Source organism: Burkholderia sp. 22PA0106, from assembly GCF_047497155.1.
Lineage (GTDB): Bacteria > Pseudomonadota > Gammaproteobacteria > Burkholderiales > Burkholderiaceae > Burkholderia.
The window spans coordinates 3,124,798-3,138,743 of sequence record NZ_CP163163.1; the positions used below are offsets into that span (position 1 = coordinate 3,124,798).

The 13,946-nt window shown below is 70.4% G+C and carries 15 protein-coding genes, 1 other RNA gene and 1 riboswitch; of the genes, 9 read left to right on the forward strand and 7 right to left on the reverse strand.

Annotation, left to right across the window (positions count from 1 at the left end):
• Window positions 1-46 precede the first annotated feature (46 nt).
• The 4 genes from cobU (at window position 47) to AB4850_RS28850 (ending at window position 3,621) form a co-directional block, all read left to right on the forward strand.
• A complete protein-coding gene (gene cobU / locus AB4850_RS28835) occupies window positions 47-604 on the forward strand; it encodes a bifunctional adenosylcobinamide kinase/adenosylcobinamide-phosphate guanylyltransferase (protein WP_414442827.1) in 558 nt (185 codons plus the stop codon).
• Window positions 598-1,542, forward strand: a complete 945-nt coding sequence (gene cbiB, locus AB4850_RS28840; RefSeq protein ID WP_414442828.1) for an adenosylcobinamide-phosphate synthase CbiB — start codon at window positions 598-600, stop codon at window positions 1,540-1,542. The genes cobU and cbiB overlap by 7 nt, the downstream gene beginning before the upstream one ends.
• Before the next feature lie 114 nt (window positions 1,543-1,656).
• Window positions 1,657-2,700: a threonine-phosphate decarboxylase CobD gene (gene cobD, locus AB4850_RS28845; protein WP_414442829.1), complete on the forward strand. Its 1,044-nt coding sequence runs from the start codon at window positions 1,657-1,659 to the stop codon at window positions 2,698-2,700.
• A 3-nt stretch (window positions 2,701-2,703) separates the two neighbouring features.
• Entirely contained in the window at window positions 2,704-3,621 is a 918-nt protein-coding gene (locus tag AB4850_RS28850; protein ID WP_414442830.1) for a cobalamin-binding protein, read from the forward strand.
• Between the two features lie 21 nt (window positions 3,622-3,642).
• Here the strand turns inward: AB4850_RS28850 and cobC are convergent, their stop codons facing one another.
• The 6 genes from cobC to AB4850_RS28880 all read right to left on the reverse strand — a co-directional run bounded on the left by cobC (window position 3,643) and on the right by AB4850_RS28880 (window position 9,995).
• Complete coding sequence (gene cobC / locus AB4850_RS28855; protein WP_414442831.1) at window positions 3,643-4,239, reverse strand: alpha-ribazole phosphatase family protein; 597 nt, start codon at window positions 4,237-4,239, stop codon at window positions 3,643-3,645.
• A complete protein-coding gene (locus AB4850_RS28860) occupies window positions 4,224-4,982 on the reverse strand; it encodes an adenosylcobinamide-GDP ribazoletransferase (RefSeq protein WP_414442832.1) in 759 nt (252 codons plus the stop codon). The genes cobC and AB4850_RS28860 overlap by 16 nt, the downstream gene beginning before the upstream one ends.
• A gap of 13 nt (window positions 4,983-4,995) precedes the next feature.
• Complete coding sequence (cobT, locus tag AB4850_RS28865) at window positions 4,996-6,060, reverse strand: nicotinate-nucleotide--dimethylbenzimidazole phosphoribosyltransferase (protein WP_414442833.1); 1,065 nt, start codon at window positions 6,058-6,060, stop codon at window positions 4,996-4,998.
• Between the two features lie 85 nt (window positions 6,061-6,145).
• Window positions 6,146-6,958 (reverse strand): ABC transporter ATP-binding protein, encoded by an 813-nt coding sequence (locus AB4850_RS28870; protein ID WP_414442834.1) that lies wholly within the window; start codon window positions 6,956-6,958, stop codon window positions 6,146-6,148.
• Window positions 6,955-8,001 (reverse strand): FecCD family ABC transporter permease, encoded by a 1,047-nt coding sequence (locus AB4850_RS28875; RefSeq protein ID WP_414442835.1) that lies wholly within the window; start codon window positions 7,999-8,001, stop codon window positions 6,955-6,957. Before AB4850_RS28875 ends, AB4850_RS28870 begins: the two co-directional genes overlap by 4 nt.
• Window positions 8,002-8,072: 71 nt before the next feature.
• The gene (locus tag AB4850_RS28880; RefSeq protein ID WP_414442836.1) at window positions 8,073-9,995 is read right to left on the reverse strand and encodes a TonB-dependent receptor domain-containing protein; all 1,923 of its coding nucleotides are present in this window, start codon (window positions 9,993-9,995) and stop codon (window positions 8,073-8,075) included.
• Between the two features lie 67 nt (window positions 9,996-10,062).
• Window positions 10,063-10,333, reverse strand: a riboswitch (cobalamin riboswitch).
• 184 nt (window positions 10,334-10,517) lie between these two features.
• Between AB4850_RS28880 and AB4850_RS28885 the strand changes: the two genes are divergently transcribed.
• The 5 genes from AB4850_RS28885 (at window position 10,518) to AB4850_RS28905 (ending at window position 12,913) form a co-directional block, all read left to right on the forward strand.
• Window positions 10,518-10,874, forward strand: a complete 357-nt coding sequence (locus AB4850_RS28885; RefSeq protein WP_414442837.1) for an ATPase — start codon at window positions 10,518-10,520, stop codon at window positions 10,872-10,874.
• Entirely contained in the window at window positions 10,871-11,185 is a 315-nt protein-coding gene (locus tag AB4850_RS28890; protein WP_414442838.1) for a cell division protein ZapA, read from the forward strand. The genes AB4850_RS28885 and AB4850_RS28890 overlap by 4 nt, the downstream gene beginning before the upstream one ends.
• Window positions 11,186-11,274: 89 nt before the next feature.
• Window positions 11,275-11,458, forward strand: a non-coding RNA gene (ssrS, locus tag AB4850_RS28895) — 6S RNA.
• A gap of 110 nt (window positions 11,459-11,568) precedes the next feature.
• Complete coding sequence (locus AB4850_RS28900; protein WP_414442839.1) at window positions 11,569-12,030, forward strand: EVE domain-containing protein; 462 nt, start codon at window positions 11,569-11,571, stop codon at window positions 12,028-12,030.
• Between the two features lie 181 nt (window positions 12,031-12,211).
• A complete protein-coding gene (locus AB4850_RS28905; protein ID WP_414442840.1) occupies window positions 12,212-12,913 on the forward strand; it encodes an SIMPL domain-containing protein in 702 nt (233 codons plus the stop codon).
• Window positions 12,914-13,025: 112 nt separating this feature from the next.
• On the opposite strand, the gene lgt is transcribed toward AB4850_RS28905, so the two are convergent.
• Window positions 13,026-13,916: a prolipoprotein diacylglyceryl transferase gene (lgt, locus tag AB4850_RS28910; RefSeq protein ID WP_414442841.1), complete on the reverse strand. Its 891-nt coding sequence runs from the start codon at window positions 13,914-13,916 to the stop codon at window positions 13,026-13,028.
• Window positions 13,917-13,946: the final 30 nt, after the last annotated feature.

A 13,946-nucleotide genomic window follows, 5' to 3' on the forward strand; every position in this document is an offset into this window, starting at 1 on the left:
CGGAAAGCGAAGGCCGCATTATCGCCCGCGCCGTTACAATCACGCGATGACTTCGCATGACCTCACCTTCGTCCTCGGCGGCGCGCGCTCCGGCAAGAGCGCGCACGCCGAACGGCTCGCCGCCGACAGCGGCCGAGCCGTCACCTATGTCGCGACCGCGCGCACGGTCGGCGACGCCGAATTCGACACCCGCATCGCCCATCATCGCGCACGCCGGCCCGCAGCCTGGGCGCTGGTCGAGGCGCCCGACACGCTGGCCGAGGCGGTCGCCGCGCTCGACGATCCGCACGGCTGCGTGCTGATCGACTGCCTGACGCTGTGGCTCGCCAACCTGCTCTGCCCGGCCGACGGCGTGGGCGTGGACGACGCCACGCTGCAGGCCCGCATCGGCGCGCTCGAAGCCGCGCTGCTCGCCTCGCGCGCACGCGTGATCGTGGTCGGCAACGAGATCGGGCTCGGCGTGGTGCCGCTCGGCGCCGAAACGCGCCGCTACGTCGATGAACTGGGCCGCCTGAACCAGCGCATCGCCGCGCTCGCCACGCGCGTGACGCTGGTGGTGGCGGGCCTGCCGATGGCCGTCAAGGGTGCGGAGCCGCGATGCTGATGCTCTCGTTGCCGGCCGTCGCGATCCTCGCCGTCGCCGCGTTTCTGGTGGACTGGCGGTTCGGCGAGCCGCGCCGCGCGCATCCGCTCGTCGCGTTCGGAAAGCTGGCGCAGGCGATCGAGGCGCGGCTCAATCAAGGCCGGCTCGGCCGCCCGTTCGGCGTCGCGGCCTGGTGTCTCGCCGTGCTGCCGCCGGTGCTGGCCTCGCTGCTGCTGATCGCCCTGCTGCCCTGGCCGTTCGCGGCGGCCGTGCACGTCGCGCTGCTGTGGTTCGCGCTCGGCGCGCGCAGCCTGACCGAACACATCGCGCCGATCGGCCTGGCGCTCGCGCGCGGCGATCTCGACGCGGCGCGCACACTGACCGGCCGCATCGTCTCGCGCGACACGCGCGACGCCGACGCCTCGGCGCTGTCGCGCGCGGCCGTCGAGTCGGCGCTGGAAAACGGCAACGACGCGATCTTCGGCGCGCTGTTCTGGTTCGCGGTGGCCGGCGGCCCGGGTGCGCTGATGTTCCGGCTCGCCAACACGCTCGATGCGATGTGGGGCTATCGCACGCCGCGCCTGCTGCGCTTCGGCTGGGCCGCCGCGCGCATCGACGACGCCCTGAACTGGGTGCCGGCCCGGCTGACGGCCGCGAGCTACGCGCTGCTCGGCGACACCGTCAACGCATGGCGCTGCTGGCGCACCCAGGCGCGCCACTGGGACAGCCCGAACGCCGGCCCGGTGATGGCCGCGGGCGCGGGCAGCCTCAACGTGCTGCTCGGCGGCCCGGCCGTCTATCACGGCGAACTCGAATCGCGCCCGACGCTCGGCTCGGGCGAACCGGCCGCGCCGGGCCACGTGCGCGCGGCGTTATCGCTGGTGATGCGCACCGTCGTCCTCTGGCTCGCGCTGCTGCTCGCCTGCGCGGCGATCGCGGTCGCCACCCATCATGGCTGAGGCCCGAGCCGCCACGCGCGGCCTCGCTCCTCGCCGCCTGCGTCGCGTCCTTCCTCGCGCCTTTGCTCGCGCCTTTCCTCGCTGCCTCCCGCGTCGCCCTCTTCGTCCCGCGTCATGAACGATTCCCCGCCGATCCCGCCCGCCATCACGCATGGCGGCAACCCGCACGACGCCGCGCGCCGCTACGGCATCGCGCTCGAGCACTGGCTCGACCTGTCGACCGGCATCAATCCGATCGGCTATCCGGTGCCGCCGGTGCCGGCCGCCGCGTGGCGGCAACTGCCGGGCGACGATGCACCACTCGCCGCGCTGGCCGCCCGCCATTACGGCGCGCCCGACGCGGCGCACGTGCTGCCGGTGGCCGGCAGCCAGGCCGCGATCCGCGCGCTGCCCGCGCTGTTCGAGCCGGGCACGGCCGGCGTCGCGGCGCTGGCCTACAGCGAATACGCGCCGGCCTTCATGCGGCACGGCCACGCCGTCGAGCGCTTCTCGATCGGCGCCGCGCGCCTGCCCGATGCGCTGCGCTACGTGATCGTCGGCAATCCGAACAACCCGACGGCCGAACGCATCGAGCGCGCGCAGTTGCTCGACTGGCACGCGCAACTGGCCGCGCGTGACGGCGCCTTGATCGTCGACGAAGCGTTCGCCGATACGGCCGGCGCGCACGAACCGGCCACGCTCGCCGCCGACACGCACCTGGCGGGGCTGTTCGTGCTGCGCTCGATCGGCAAGTTCTTCGGGCTGGCCGGCGTACGCGTCGGCTTCGTGCTGGCCGAGCCGGCGCGGCTCGCGCAATTGCGCGGCGCGCTGGGCGCGTGGACCGTCAGCGGCCCGGCCCAGCATGCGGCCACGGCCGCGCTGGCCGACACCGCATGGCAAGAGGCGGCACGCACCCGCCTGGCGGCCGACGGCGCGCGGCTTGCCGCGCTGCTGGCCGCGCACGGCTTCGCGGTACAGGCCACGCCGCTGTTCTGCTGGACCGACGACGCGCGTGCGCTCGCGCTGCACGAGGCGCTGGCCGCGCAAGGCATCTGGACGCGCTTCTTCGCGCACGCGCCGAGCATCCGGATCGGCCTGCCCGGCACGCCGGACCAATGGCAACGGCTCGAAGCCGCGCTCGCCGGCTATTCGGCGCAAGCCGCTGCATCGGAATCCTGAACGATGGCGCGCATTCACGTTGCCGCACTCGCCGTCGCGCTGTGGGCGGCGTCCGCTTCCGCATCGGCTTGCGCATCGACTTCGGCCGGCATCGCCGTGACCGACGACGCCGGCCGTACCGTCACGCTCGCCGCGCCGGCGCAGCGCGTGATCAGCGTCGCGCCGCACGCCACCGAGCTGCTCTACGCGGCCGGCGGCGGCCCGGCGATGGTCGGCGCGGTGTCGTACAGCGACTATCCCGAGGCGGCCCGCGCGCTGCCGCGCGTCGGCGACAACCGCTCGCTCGATCTCGAACGGATCGTCGCGCTGAAGCCCGACCTGATCGTGGTCTGGCGCCACGGCAACGCCGACCGGCAAACGGCGCAGCTCGAAGCGCTCGGCATCCCCGTCTACGTCAGCGAACCGAAGCGGCTCGACGACGTGGCCGTCTCGCTCGACAAGCTTGGCCGCCTGCTCGGCACGCGCGACACGGCGGACGCGGCCGCCGCCACGTATCGGCAGCGGATCGCCGCGCTGCGTGAGCGTTACGCGTCGAAACCACCCGTCGACGTGTTCCTGCAGATCTGGGATCGCCCGCTGACCACGCTGAACGGCTCGCAGATCGTCAGCGATGTCTTGAATCTGTGCGGCGGCCGCAACGTGTTCGCGGCGCTGAAGCCGGTCGCGCCGACCGTCGACGACGAAGCCGTGCTGGCCGCCAACCCCGAAGCGATCGTGGCGACGGCGCAAGGCGCGACCGTCGGCGACGCCGCGCTGCCGAGCCTCGATCGCTGGCGGCGCTGGCCGCAACTGACGGCGGTCGCGCGCGGCAACCTGTTCGCGATCGATGGAGATTGGTTGACGCGGCCGACACCACGGCTCGCGCTCGGTGCGGAGCAGGTGTGCCGCGATCTGGATGTGGCGCGCTCGCGCCGGCGTTGACGTCGAACACCGACGCCATCGTTACGCGATGGTGTCGTCCCACCAGCGCAGTTGCCAGCCTTGCGCGGCGTCGTGCGTGAACCACAGACATCCGCCATGGGCGATGCGGCGCGCGAGCAAACTCGCGAGCGGCACGCCGAGCCATTGCGCGGCCAGCGCACGCATCACGCCCGCATGCGTGACGCACACGGCGCTGCCCTGCGCCGCGCCTTCGAGCCACTCGGCGCCGAGCGGCGCCACCCGCGCCATCAACTGCGTCGCGCTTTCGCCGCCATGTTCGCGTGCGCCCATCAAATCGGACTGCCAACGATCGAGCGCGTCGCCGCCGATCGCGTCCCAACTGCGCATTTCCCACGCACCGAAATCGATCTCGCGCAGGCGCGCATCGACGCGCACCTCGCATTGCAACGCCTCGCCCATCGCCCGCGCCACCGATGCGCAACGCACGAGCGGGCTGCTGCCGATCACGCCGGGCCACGCCAACCCGCGCGCATCGAGCCGCGCGACGATCGCGCGCGCCTCGCTTGCGGCATCGCCGGCCAGCGGCACGTCCGACGCGCCATAGCAGAGGCCCGCCTCGACGGCCGGCGCCGGATGGCGGATCAGGACGACATCCATCCGAGCACCGTCAGGATGATCGCGAGTTCGGCCAGTTGCTGCGCGAAGCCGAGGCAATCGCCGGTATAGCCGCCGAGCCGCCGCAGCAGGTAACGGGCGACGGCCGCGCGCAGCAACACCAGCACGCCGAGCGTCAGCAGCCCGAGCCGCCAGTCCGGCCAGAACAGCCAGGGCAGCCCGCACGCCGCAGCGAACGCGAACGCGCGCACCGACATGCGCTGCGCGACCGGCTTGGCCTTGCCCTCGCTGCGCACGTAATCGAGCGACACCAGCAGGCTGACCGCGGCGACGCGGCTCGCCGCGTGCGCGGCCAGCAAGACCCAGGCCGCCCGCCACGGCGGCAGCGCCGCGAGCGCCTGCCATTTCAGCGCGAGCGACACCACCAGCGCCACCGCGCCGAACGTGCCGATCCGCGAATCGTGCATGATCCGCAGCACGTCCTCGCGCGTGTAGCCGCCGCCGAAGCCGTCGCAACTGTCGGCCAGGCCATCCTCGTGAAACGCGCCGGTCGCGATCAGCGTGGCCGCCATCGACAGCAGCACCGCCACGCCCGGCGGCCAGACCCGCACCGCCAGCCCGTAGACGAGCGCGGCCAGCGCACCGATGCACACGCCGATCAACGGGAAATAGCGCGCCGCATGATCGAGGTCGCCGGATGCATAACCGATCCGCTTCGGGACCGGCACGCGCGTGAAATAGCCGAGCGCAACGAAGAAATAGCGAAGTTCGGCGGATGCGCGCATCGTGTGTCTCGCCTCAGGCGTCGTCGCGATTGTCGACGCCGGCCGCGTCGAAGCTCGCCATCTCGTTGACGAACGCGGTGGCCGCACGCAACAGCGGCAAGGCCAGCGCCGCGCCGGTGCCCTCGCCGAGCCGCAGGTCGAGCGCGAGCAGCGGCTCGGCGCCGAAATGCGCCAGCATGCGGCGATGGCCGTTCTCGTCCGACACATGCGAGAACACGCAGTAGTCGCGCACGGCCGGTTCGAGCGCCACCGCCACCAGCAGCGCCGAGCTGGCGATGAAGCCGTCCACCACGATCGTCATGCGCGCCTGCGCGGCGGCCAGGAACGCGCCCGTCATCATCGCGATCTCGAAGCCGCCGAACGCGGCCAGCACGTCGAGCGGCGCGACCGCCCCGGCGTCGCGCGCGAGCGCCTTTTCGAGCACCGCGCGCTTGTGGGCCAGCCCGCGATCGTCGAGGCCGGTGCCGCGACCCACGCAGTCGGCCAGCGGCACGCCGACCAGGCGGCTCATCAGGCAGGCGGCCGCCGAAGTATTGGCGATGCCCATCTCGCCGAACGCGATCACGTTGGTGCCGAGCGCCGCGTGGTACGCGACGCGCGCCGCGCCCGCCGCCAGCGCGGCATGCAGTTGCGCCGTGCTCATCGCCGGCTCCCGCGCGAAGTTGCGCGTACCCGGCGCGACCGGCACCGACACCAGCGCCGGCGAAGCCGGCAGCGGCGTGGCCACGCCCGCGTCGACGATCTCCAGCTCGCAGCCGCCGACCTTCGAGAACGCGTTGATCGCCGCGCCGCCGGCCAGGAAGTTCGCCACCATCTGCGCGGTCACGGCCTGCGGATACGGGCTCACGCCCTCGGCCGCGATGCCGTGATCGGCCGCGAACACGATCACCACCGGGCGCTCGATGCGCGGCGTCGTGCTCTGCTGGATCAGGCCCAGTTGCAGCGCCAGCGCTTCGAGCTTGCCGAGGCTGCCGGGCGGCTTGGTCTTGGTGTCGATCAGATGCTGGAGCGTCGCGCGCAGCGCCGGGTCCGGCACGGCGATCGGGGGAACGGCGTAGGAAATCGATTGAGGGTTCATGCGGACATCGTCGGTTCGGTTGGCATGCGGCGCGCGGGGCGCGCCGGGCTGAGTCGGAAATCGGGCAAGCGTGGGTCGTGACGGTTCATCGTGCGTGCTCGGCCGGCCACGCCGGCACCAGCGCTTCATGGCCGTCGCGCTCGATCAGCACGAGCGGATAGCCGAACGCGGCGCTGGCCGCCTCGGCCGACAGCACCGTGCGCGCGGGGCCGGCCTGCGCGCCGCCGCGGCCATCGAGCAGCAGCGCGTGGGTGGCGAAGCGGCGCGCCAGATTCAGATCGTGGCACGACACGATCGCCGTGCGCGGCGCGGCGTGCAGCCAGCGCACGAGCGCGGCGAAACAGTCGGCCTGATGATGCAGGTCGAGGTGCGCGAACGGCTCGTCGAGCAGCAGCAGCGGCGCATCCTGGCACAGCGCGCCGGCCAGCGCGACACGTTGCCGTTCGCCGCCCGACAGCGTCAGCACGTCGCGCGCGGCCAGGGCGTCGAGGCCGAGCGATGCCAGCGCGTCGTGGGCGGCGGCCAGATCGGCGTCGCGCTCCCAGCCCCAGCCGGCCAGATGGGGGAAGCGATGGGCGAGCACGGTGTCGAACACGCTGGCCGAGAACGCGTCGTGCTGGGCCTGCGCCATCACCGCGCGGCGACGCGCCAGCGCGTCGGGCCGCCATGCGTGCAACGGTTGCCCGTCGCCTTCGACATGGCCGGCAGCCGGTGCGCGCAAGCCCGCGAGCGCGGCCAGCAAGGTGGTCTTGCCCGCGCCGTTCGGCCCGGCGATGCACCACAGCTCGCCCGGCGCGAAGCGCAGCGACAAGCCTTCGACGAGACGGCGCTCGCCCGCGGTCAGCGTCAAATCGCGGGCGCGCCATTCGTGTGGGGCAAAGGACGCTGGCGTGTTCATCGGCTCGGCCTGCGCAACAGCATCCATAGAAACGCCGGCACGCCGATCAGCGCGGTCATCGCGCCCACCGGCAGTTGCGCGGGTGCGATCGCCGTGCGCGCGACGAGGTCGGCCGCCATCACGCCCGCGCCGCCCGCCAGCATCGACGCCGGCAACAGCATGCGCTGGTCGTTGCCGAACGCGAGCCGCAGCGCATGCGGCGCGACCAGCCCGACGAAGCCGATGGTGCCCGCCGTGGTCACCGCCGCGGCGGCGGCGAGCGAGGCGATCAGGTAGATGCGCAAGCGCAGCCGCGCCACCGGCACACCGAGCGAGGCGGCCGCCACGTCACCGCGCAGCAGCGCGTTCAGTTGCGGCGCGACCGGCAGCGCTGCCGCGGCAACGCACGCCAGCGCGCCGAGCGCGACCCACGGCGGCGCGGCGCTCGACAAATCGCCCGCCAGCCAGAACACGATGCCGCGCAGCCGGTTGTCGGGCGCGATCGACAGCATCAGCGTGACGAGCGCGCCCCAGCCGGACGCGATCACCACGCCCGTCAGCAGCAAGCGGGGCGAGGCGTCGCGCGCGCCATCGTGCAGGCCACCGGCCAGCACCAGCGAGCGGCGCGCCAGGCCGAGCACGAGCGCGATCGACAGCAACGCGCCGGCAAACGACGCGGCATCGACGAACCACCACGCGCCGCCCGCGATCATCGCCGCGAGCGCGAAACCGGCCGCGCCGCCCGACACGCCGAGCACGTACGGCTCGGCCAGCGGATTGCGCAGCAGCACCTGCAACAACGCGCCGGCCAGCGCCAGCAGCGCGCCGCAACCGAAGCCGGCCAACGCACGCGGCAGCCGCAGGCTGCGCACGATTTCGCCCGTCAGCGGGTCGCCGCCGGCCGGCGCGACCAACGCACCGAGCGCGCGCCACGGCGACACCGGCACGCTGCCGAGCGCAAGCGACGCCACGAACACGAGCGCCGCCGCCACGGCGAGCCCGGCCCAGATCGTCATGGCACGGGCGCGCGTCATGGTCGCCGCGCGCGGCATCGGGGCGTTCATCGGGCGCTCCGGGCTTGGCTCAGGACGCGTTGCATGCCGTCATCCCTGTCACGCTCCATGACGCGCCGCCGTCACGGCTGCCGCCAGCCGATCGTGACGTAGGCGCCGCGCCGCGGCGTGTTGTACGCATAGGCAAGCTGATAATCCTTGTCGAACAGGTTGTCGAGATGCGCGCTGACGTACCACGCCTTCGTGATGTCGTAGCGCGCCGTCAGGTTCACCACGCCGTAGCCGCCGAGCCGCTCGCCGAAATCGTCGCGCGCGCCGCTGACGAGCCATTCGCCGCCGACGCGCCAGCCGCCGAACGGATGGCTCGCCGAGAACGCCGCGAACCGCCGCGCGCGCCGCACGAGATCCTGATCCGCGCTCTGGTCGACCGGGTTTTGCAGCGTGGCCGACACGCGCAAATCAGTGCGCCCGAGCTGCCCCTGCCACGATGCCTCCAGCCCCTGCACCTTGGCGCGACCCGCGTTCTCGGCCGTGTAGATGAAGCCGCCCGGGCCCGGCACGTATTGAATCAGATTCGCGTAGCGCGTCTGGAACAGGTTCAGGCGCAGCAAGCCGAGCGCATCGGACGCGTATTGCAGGCCCGCCTCCACCGAATGACTGCGCTCGGGCAGGATCGCCGGATTGCCCGACAGCGGATAGTACAGATCGTTGAAGGTCGGCGCGCGAAACGCATCCGAGTAGCTGGCCGTGACCTTCCAGTGCTCGCCCAGATCGAGCCCGTAGCCGAGATAGTAGCTGTTGGCGCCGCCGAAATCGGAGTACTGATCGCGCCGCACGTTGGCCTGGAACTGGCTGTTGCCGACACGGCCCGTATAGCCGAGCCAGCCCGAATTCACATGCCGCTGCGGCGCCGAATAGAGATCCGAATCGAACGACTGATCGAGCCGCTCGTAGCCGGCCTGGATCGTCTGGCCGTGCGCGATCGTGAAATCGTTCTGCCAGGTGTATTGGCGATTGTCGGTGTTGAAGCGGTCGGTGTAGGCGCCGTTCAGCCAGTTCTGGCTGCGATCGTTGCCGGTCGACACGCGCAGGCGGGTGGTCCACCAGTCGGCCAGTTTGCCGTCGGCGAAGGCCGAGATCTGCTGCACGCAGCTGTAGAGCGTGTTGAGATCGGTGGGCGCGCCGTAGGCGTTGTCGAAGCTGTTGGTGTCGTTCGCCTGGAACCAGCTCACGCCGGCTGTCCAGCCGTTCGTGAAGCGATGCCGCAGCGTGGCCGACACGCTTTCGTTCAGGTTGCCGTTCGCGTTCGGGTTCGCGCCGGGTTGCAGCGCCGGATCGATCGCCGAGAAGCCGTCGGTCTTCTCGCGCGACAGCGACAGCGAGAACGTGGTGCGCCCGTCGGCGTCGAGCCGGCCCGACACGCCGGCCTGCTGCGTTTGCGTGTGATAGCTGCCGTAGCCCACCGAGAAATCGAAGCGCGGCGGATGATTGCCGCCATCCTTGGTGAACACCTGCACCACGCCGCCGATCGCGCCCGAGCCGTACAGCGACGACACGTTGCCGTTGACGATCTCGACATGGTCGATCTGGTCGAGCGGCAGGTCGGCGATCTGCGCCGCGCCGAGGCTGCCCGAATCCACCCGCACGCCGTCGACCAGCACCAGCGACTGAGTCGATTGCGCGCCGCGCAGGAACAGCGAGGCCGTCGAGCCGGGGCCGCCGTTGCGCACGATCTGCGCGCCCGGTGCCAGCGCGAGCAGGCCCGGCAGATCGGTGGCGCTGCTGCGGGCGATGTCGTCGCGCGAGAACAGCGTGGTTTGCGGCAAGGCGTCGGCGAGCTTTTGCGGGCCGCGGCTCGCGGTCACGACCACCGGGTCGAGTGCGGTGGCGGCGGGATTCGCGGCAGGGGTAACGGCGGCGGTTGCCTGGGCCGTTGCATTCGGCACGGCGGCAGACACCGCCTGCGGCGCATCGACCTGCGCGCTCGCAAGACAGGGGAGCCCGCACGTCGCGGCAAGCGCGGCGCGGACAATCGGGGTACGCATCGAGAACATCCTGTGGGCCAGCGCGGCGCCTGCCTCCCCGCAGGTCCCGCCTCCGGAAGCCGCGCGCGGCGCGCTTCCCCGCTTCGGCCGGTATCCGGGCTGGCGACCGGCACGCCCCGCCTTCCCGCGCGACAGGCAGCGCAGTGGCCACGGCCGCCAGGCGGCCGATCGAGGGACGGCTTGCGTCGGCGTTCATGCTGAAAACGTCGACGCGGTCGCTTACCGTTGCGGGGGCAGCGCAGGTTGACGCGCCGTTGCCGGCATCGCACCCTGCTTCCCGTTTAACCGCGCGCCACGCCGAGGCATGACGCGCGAGCACCGAAGCGGCGCCAGTGTAGGAGCGGCAAAACCGCGCGTCAAGAAAGCCGCCCGGCCCCGCCATCGTGTCGTGCAACGAATCAAATGCCGTGCTTTGCAGCGCATTTCACGTCAGGAAGGGGGGTGTTACGTCTGGATACGTTACAAATGTCGGTACGGCGGGCTTTCCGCGCTAAAATGCCGGGTCTTTAGAGGACGCAGCACATGCTTAACGAACTCGAAACCCTATCTCAGAATATCGGCCGCCTGATCGCGCTGAATCAACGCCATCACACCGAGCGGCTCGCGCTCGAGGAACAGGTCGCGCAATTGCGCGCCGATTCCGAAGCGGTGCGCGTCGAGCTCGAACAATTGCGCGATGAACGCAATGGTCTCGTCTCCGAGCGCGACACGCTCTCCGCGAAGATCGACGATGCGCAGATCAAGCTCAACGCGATCCTCGAGAAACTGCCGCGCTCGAAGCAGGCCGCCGACGGCGACAGCCAGCTCGATCTGCTCGGCGCCGCGGAACCGGCCGGTGGCAAGGATAACGACGCGGCCAGCCACGGAGAACATGCATGACCACGAAGCAGATCGAAGTATCGATTCTCGGCCAGTCGTACCGCCTCGCCTGCTCGCCCGAAACGGAAGCGGCGCTGCTCGAAGCGGTGGCGCGCGTCGATGCCGAGATGTCGAAGATCCGCACCAACAGCTCCGTGCGCGGCACCGATCGCATCGCGGTCATGGCTGCGCTGTCGCTGGCTTCGGAGTTGCTCCGGCTGCAACAAAGCGTTCGTCACGGCGAAGCATTTCCCGCGGAAGAAATCCGGCGTACAATGCACCACATGAATGAGCAGCTCGGTGCGGTGCTGGCCCAGCAAGAGGCGCGATAAGCGGCTCGTCGGAACGGCCTCAGGGCTGCTCCGAATCAAGCGGTTCATACGGGTCCGGTCCACAAGATCGAATCCACAAGGTTCTCTCAGCTTCCCTGCCTGGTTCGCCAAGGTCATATATTCCTTGAACCAATAGCCTTCGTGCACGGTTGCGGAAATTTGTAGCACGGGCGAGCGCGTCACTCTGTCTGATGTACCCGAAGTGCTGCTAACTGCGACCAATTCTGAACCCCTGGTTCAGGATGCCGGCCTAGCGGCCAAGGCGGGGACCTATTCAACGGCATCGGGCCACGCCCGGTGCCGTTTTTCATTGGCGGCCGCGTTTTCTCGCGCGTCATGCCGCTCTCTCGCCTCTTCAGCCCCCTCTTTCAGCGAGCGCATCCATGCAATTCTGGCTGATGAAATCCGAACCGGACGAAGCGAGCATCGACGATCTCGCCAAGGCGCCGCAGCACACGCTGCCGTGGACCGGCGTGCGCAACTATCAGGCACGCAACTTCATGCGCGACACGATGCGGATCGGCGACGGCGTGCTGTTCTATCACTCGAGCTGCCCCGAACCGGGCATCGCGGGGCTGGCCGAAGTGTCGTCCACCCCCTACCCCGATCCCACCCAGTTCGATGCGGCCAGCCCGTATCACGATCCGAAGTCGACGCACGAGAACCCGCGCTGGACGCTCGTCGACGTGCGCTTCGTGAAGAAGAGCCCACTGATCGCACTGGCCGCGCTGCGCGAGCACGATGCGCTGGCCGAGATGCGCGTGCTCGCTAAAGGCAACCGCCTGTCGATCACGCCGGTCACGCGCGCGGAATGGCGCTTCATCACCGAGAAGCTGATGAAGTGACGCACCGATGCTGCGCTCGGTCAGACATCGTCAAATCGCCCGCACAGCGCCGGAACTCGATGCGTCTTTCATCTGCCTAACGCTCGCGCAATCGCGGGCCACGGCTGCCCGCGGCTGCCTCGACAAGACGCGCGGCCCCGGCGAACCTGCCTCGCGCCGCGCACCAACAGGAGCTCATACGATGAAAAAATCCGCTGCCGCACTGGCACTCGCGCTGTCCGCCATGATCCCCGCCGTCCACGCCCAGGTCGCGCCGCAGCCGGCCGGCGTGCTGTCGCTGTCGGCACAAGCCAGCATCGACGTGCCGCAGGACGTGGTCGACATCACGCTGTTCTACGAACAGGAAGCGAAGGATCCGGGCAGCCTGACCGCCGAGTTGAACCGCCGCGCCGATGCGGCGCTGTCGCGTGCGCGCGGCGTGTCGGGCGTCACCGCGCGCACCGGCGGCTTCTCGGTCTATCCGAGCACCGATCGCGACGGCAAGATTTCCGCCTGGCGCGGCCGCACCGAGGTCGTGCTGGAGTCGCGCGATTTCACGGCCGCCTCGAAGCTCGCGGGCGACCTGTCGAGCTCGCTGCAGGTCGGCAACGTCGCGTTCTCGCTGTCGCCGGAAGCGCAGCGCACGGCCGAGCAGAAGCTGACGACGCAGGCGATCCAGTCGTTCCGCGACCGTGCCGCCGAAGCGGCCAAGGCGTTCGGCTACGGCGGCTTCGCGATTCGTGAAGTCAGCGTGGGCGGCGGGCGCAGCGTGCAGCCGTACCCGCGCATGATGGCGATGGATTCGGCGCCGATGATGTCGGCCAAGGCCGCCGCGCCGATCGCCGTGGAAGGCGGCAAGGCCACCGTCACCGTCAACGTGAACGGCTCGGTGCAGATGAAGTAACGCATGGCGTCGAGCGGGTGGCGCGCATCGGCGCGGCCCGCAAGACAAACGGCCCGACCGGCGCAAGCCGGTCGGGCCGTTTTCGTATCGGGCGTCGAATCCGGCGCCGCGCTCAGGCCGCCGCGGTGCGACGCGCCTTGCGATAAGACCACACGAGCAGCAGCACGCCGGCCACCACCATCGGCAGCGACAGCCATTGCCCCATCGATAGCCCCAGCGCCAGCAGGCCCAGGAAGTCGTCCGGCTCGCGCGCGAACTCCACCGTGAAGCGCGCGAGGCCATAACCGATCAGGAACAGCGCCGACACCGCGCCCACCGGCCGCGGCTTGCGCGCGAAGAAGAACAGCACGAGGAACAGCGCGATGCCTTCCAGCGCGATCTCGTACAGTTGCGACGGATGGCGCGGCAGCATCTGGTATTGCAGGAACACGTCGTTCAGATGCCACTTGGCGGCCAGCGCCGGATGCTGCGACAGCCAGATCGCGTCGTCGCGCGAGGCGCCCGGGAACAGCATCGCCCACGGCGAATCGGGGCTCGTCACGCGGCCCCACAGCTCGCCGTTGATGAAGTTGCCGAAGCGGCCGGCGGCAAGGCCCGTCGGCACCATCGGCGCAACGAAATCGGTGACCTGCAGCCAGGTGCGCTTGCGCTGCCACGCGAACAGCACCATCGCGAACAGCACGCCGAGGAAACCGCCGTGGAACGACATCCCGCCTTCCCACACGCGGAAGATGTCGAGCGGATGCGCGAAGTAGTAATCGGCCTTGTAGAACAGCACGTAGCCGAGACGCCCGCCGAGCACGACGCCGAGCACGCCGTAGAACATCATGTCGTCGATGTCCTTGGCGGTCCAGCCTTGCGCGGCGACATACGGCAGCTTCAGCCGCACGCGGCCGACGACGATCGCCGCGATGAAGCCCAGCAGATACATGAGCCCGTACCAGCGCACGGCCAGCGGTCCGAGATGGATCGCGACGGGGTCGAAATTGGGGTGAATGATCATGAGTCGGTGTGGAGAGTTGCTGAATCGGCG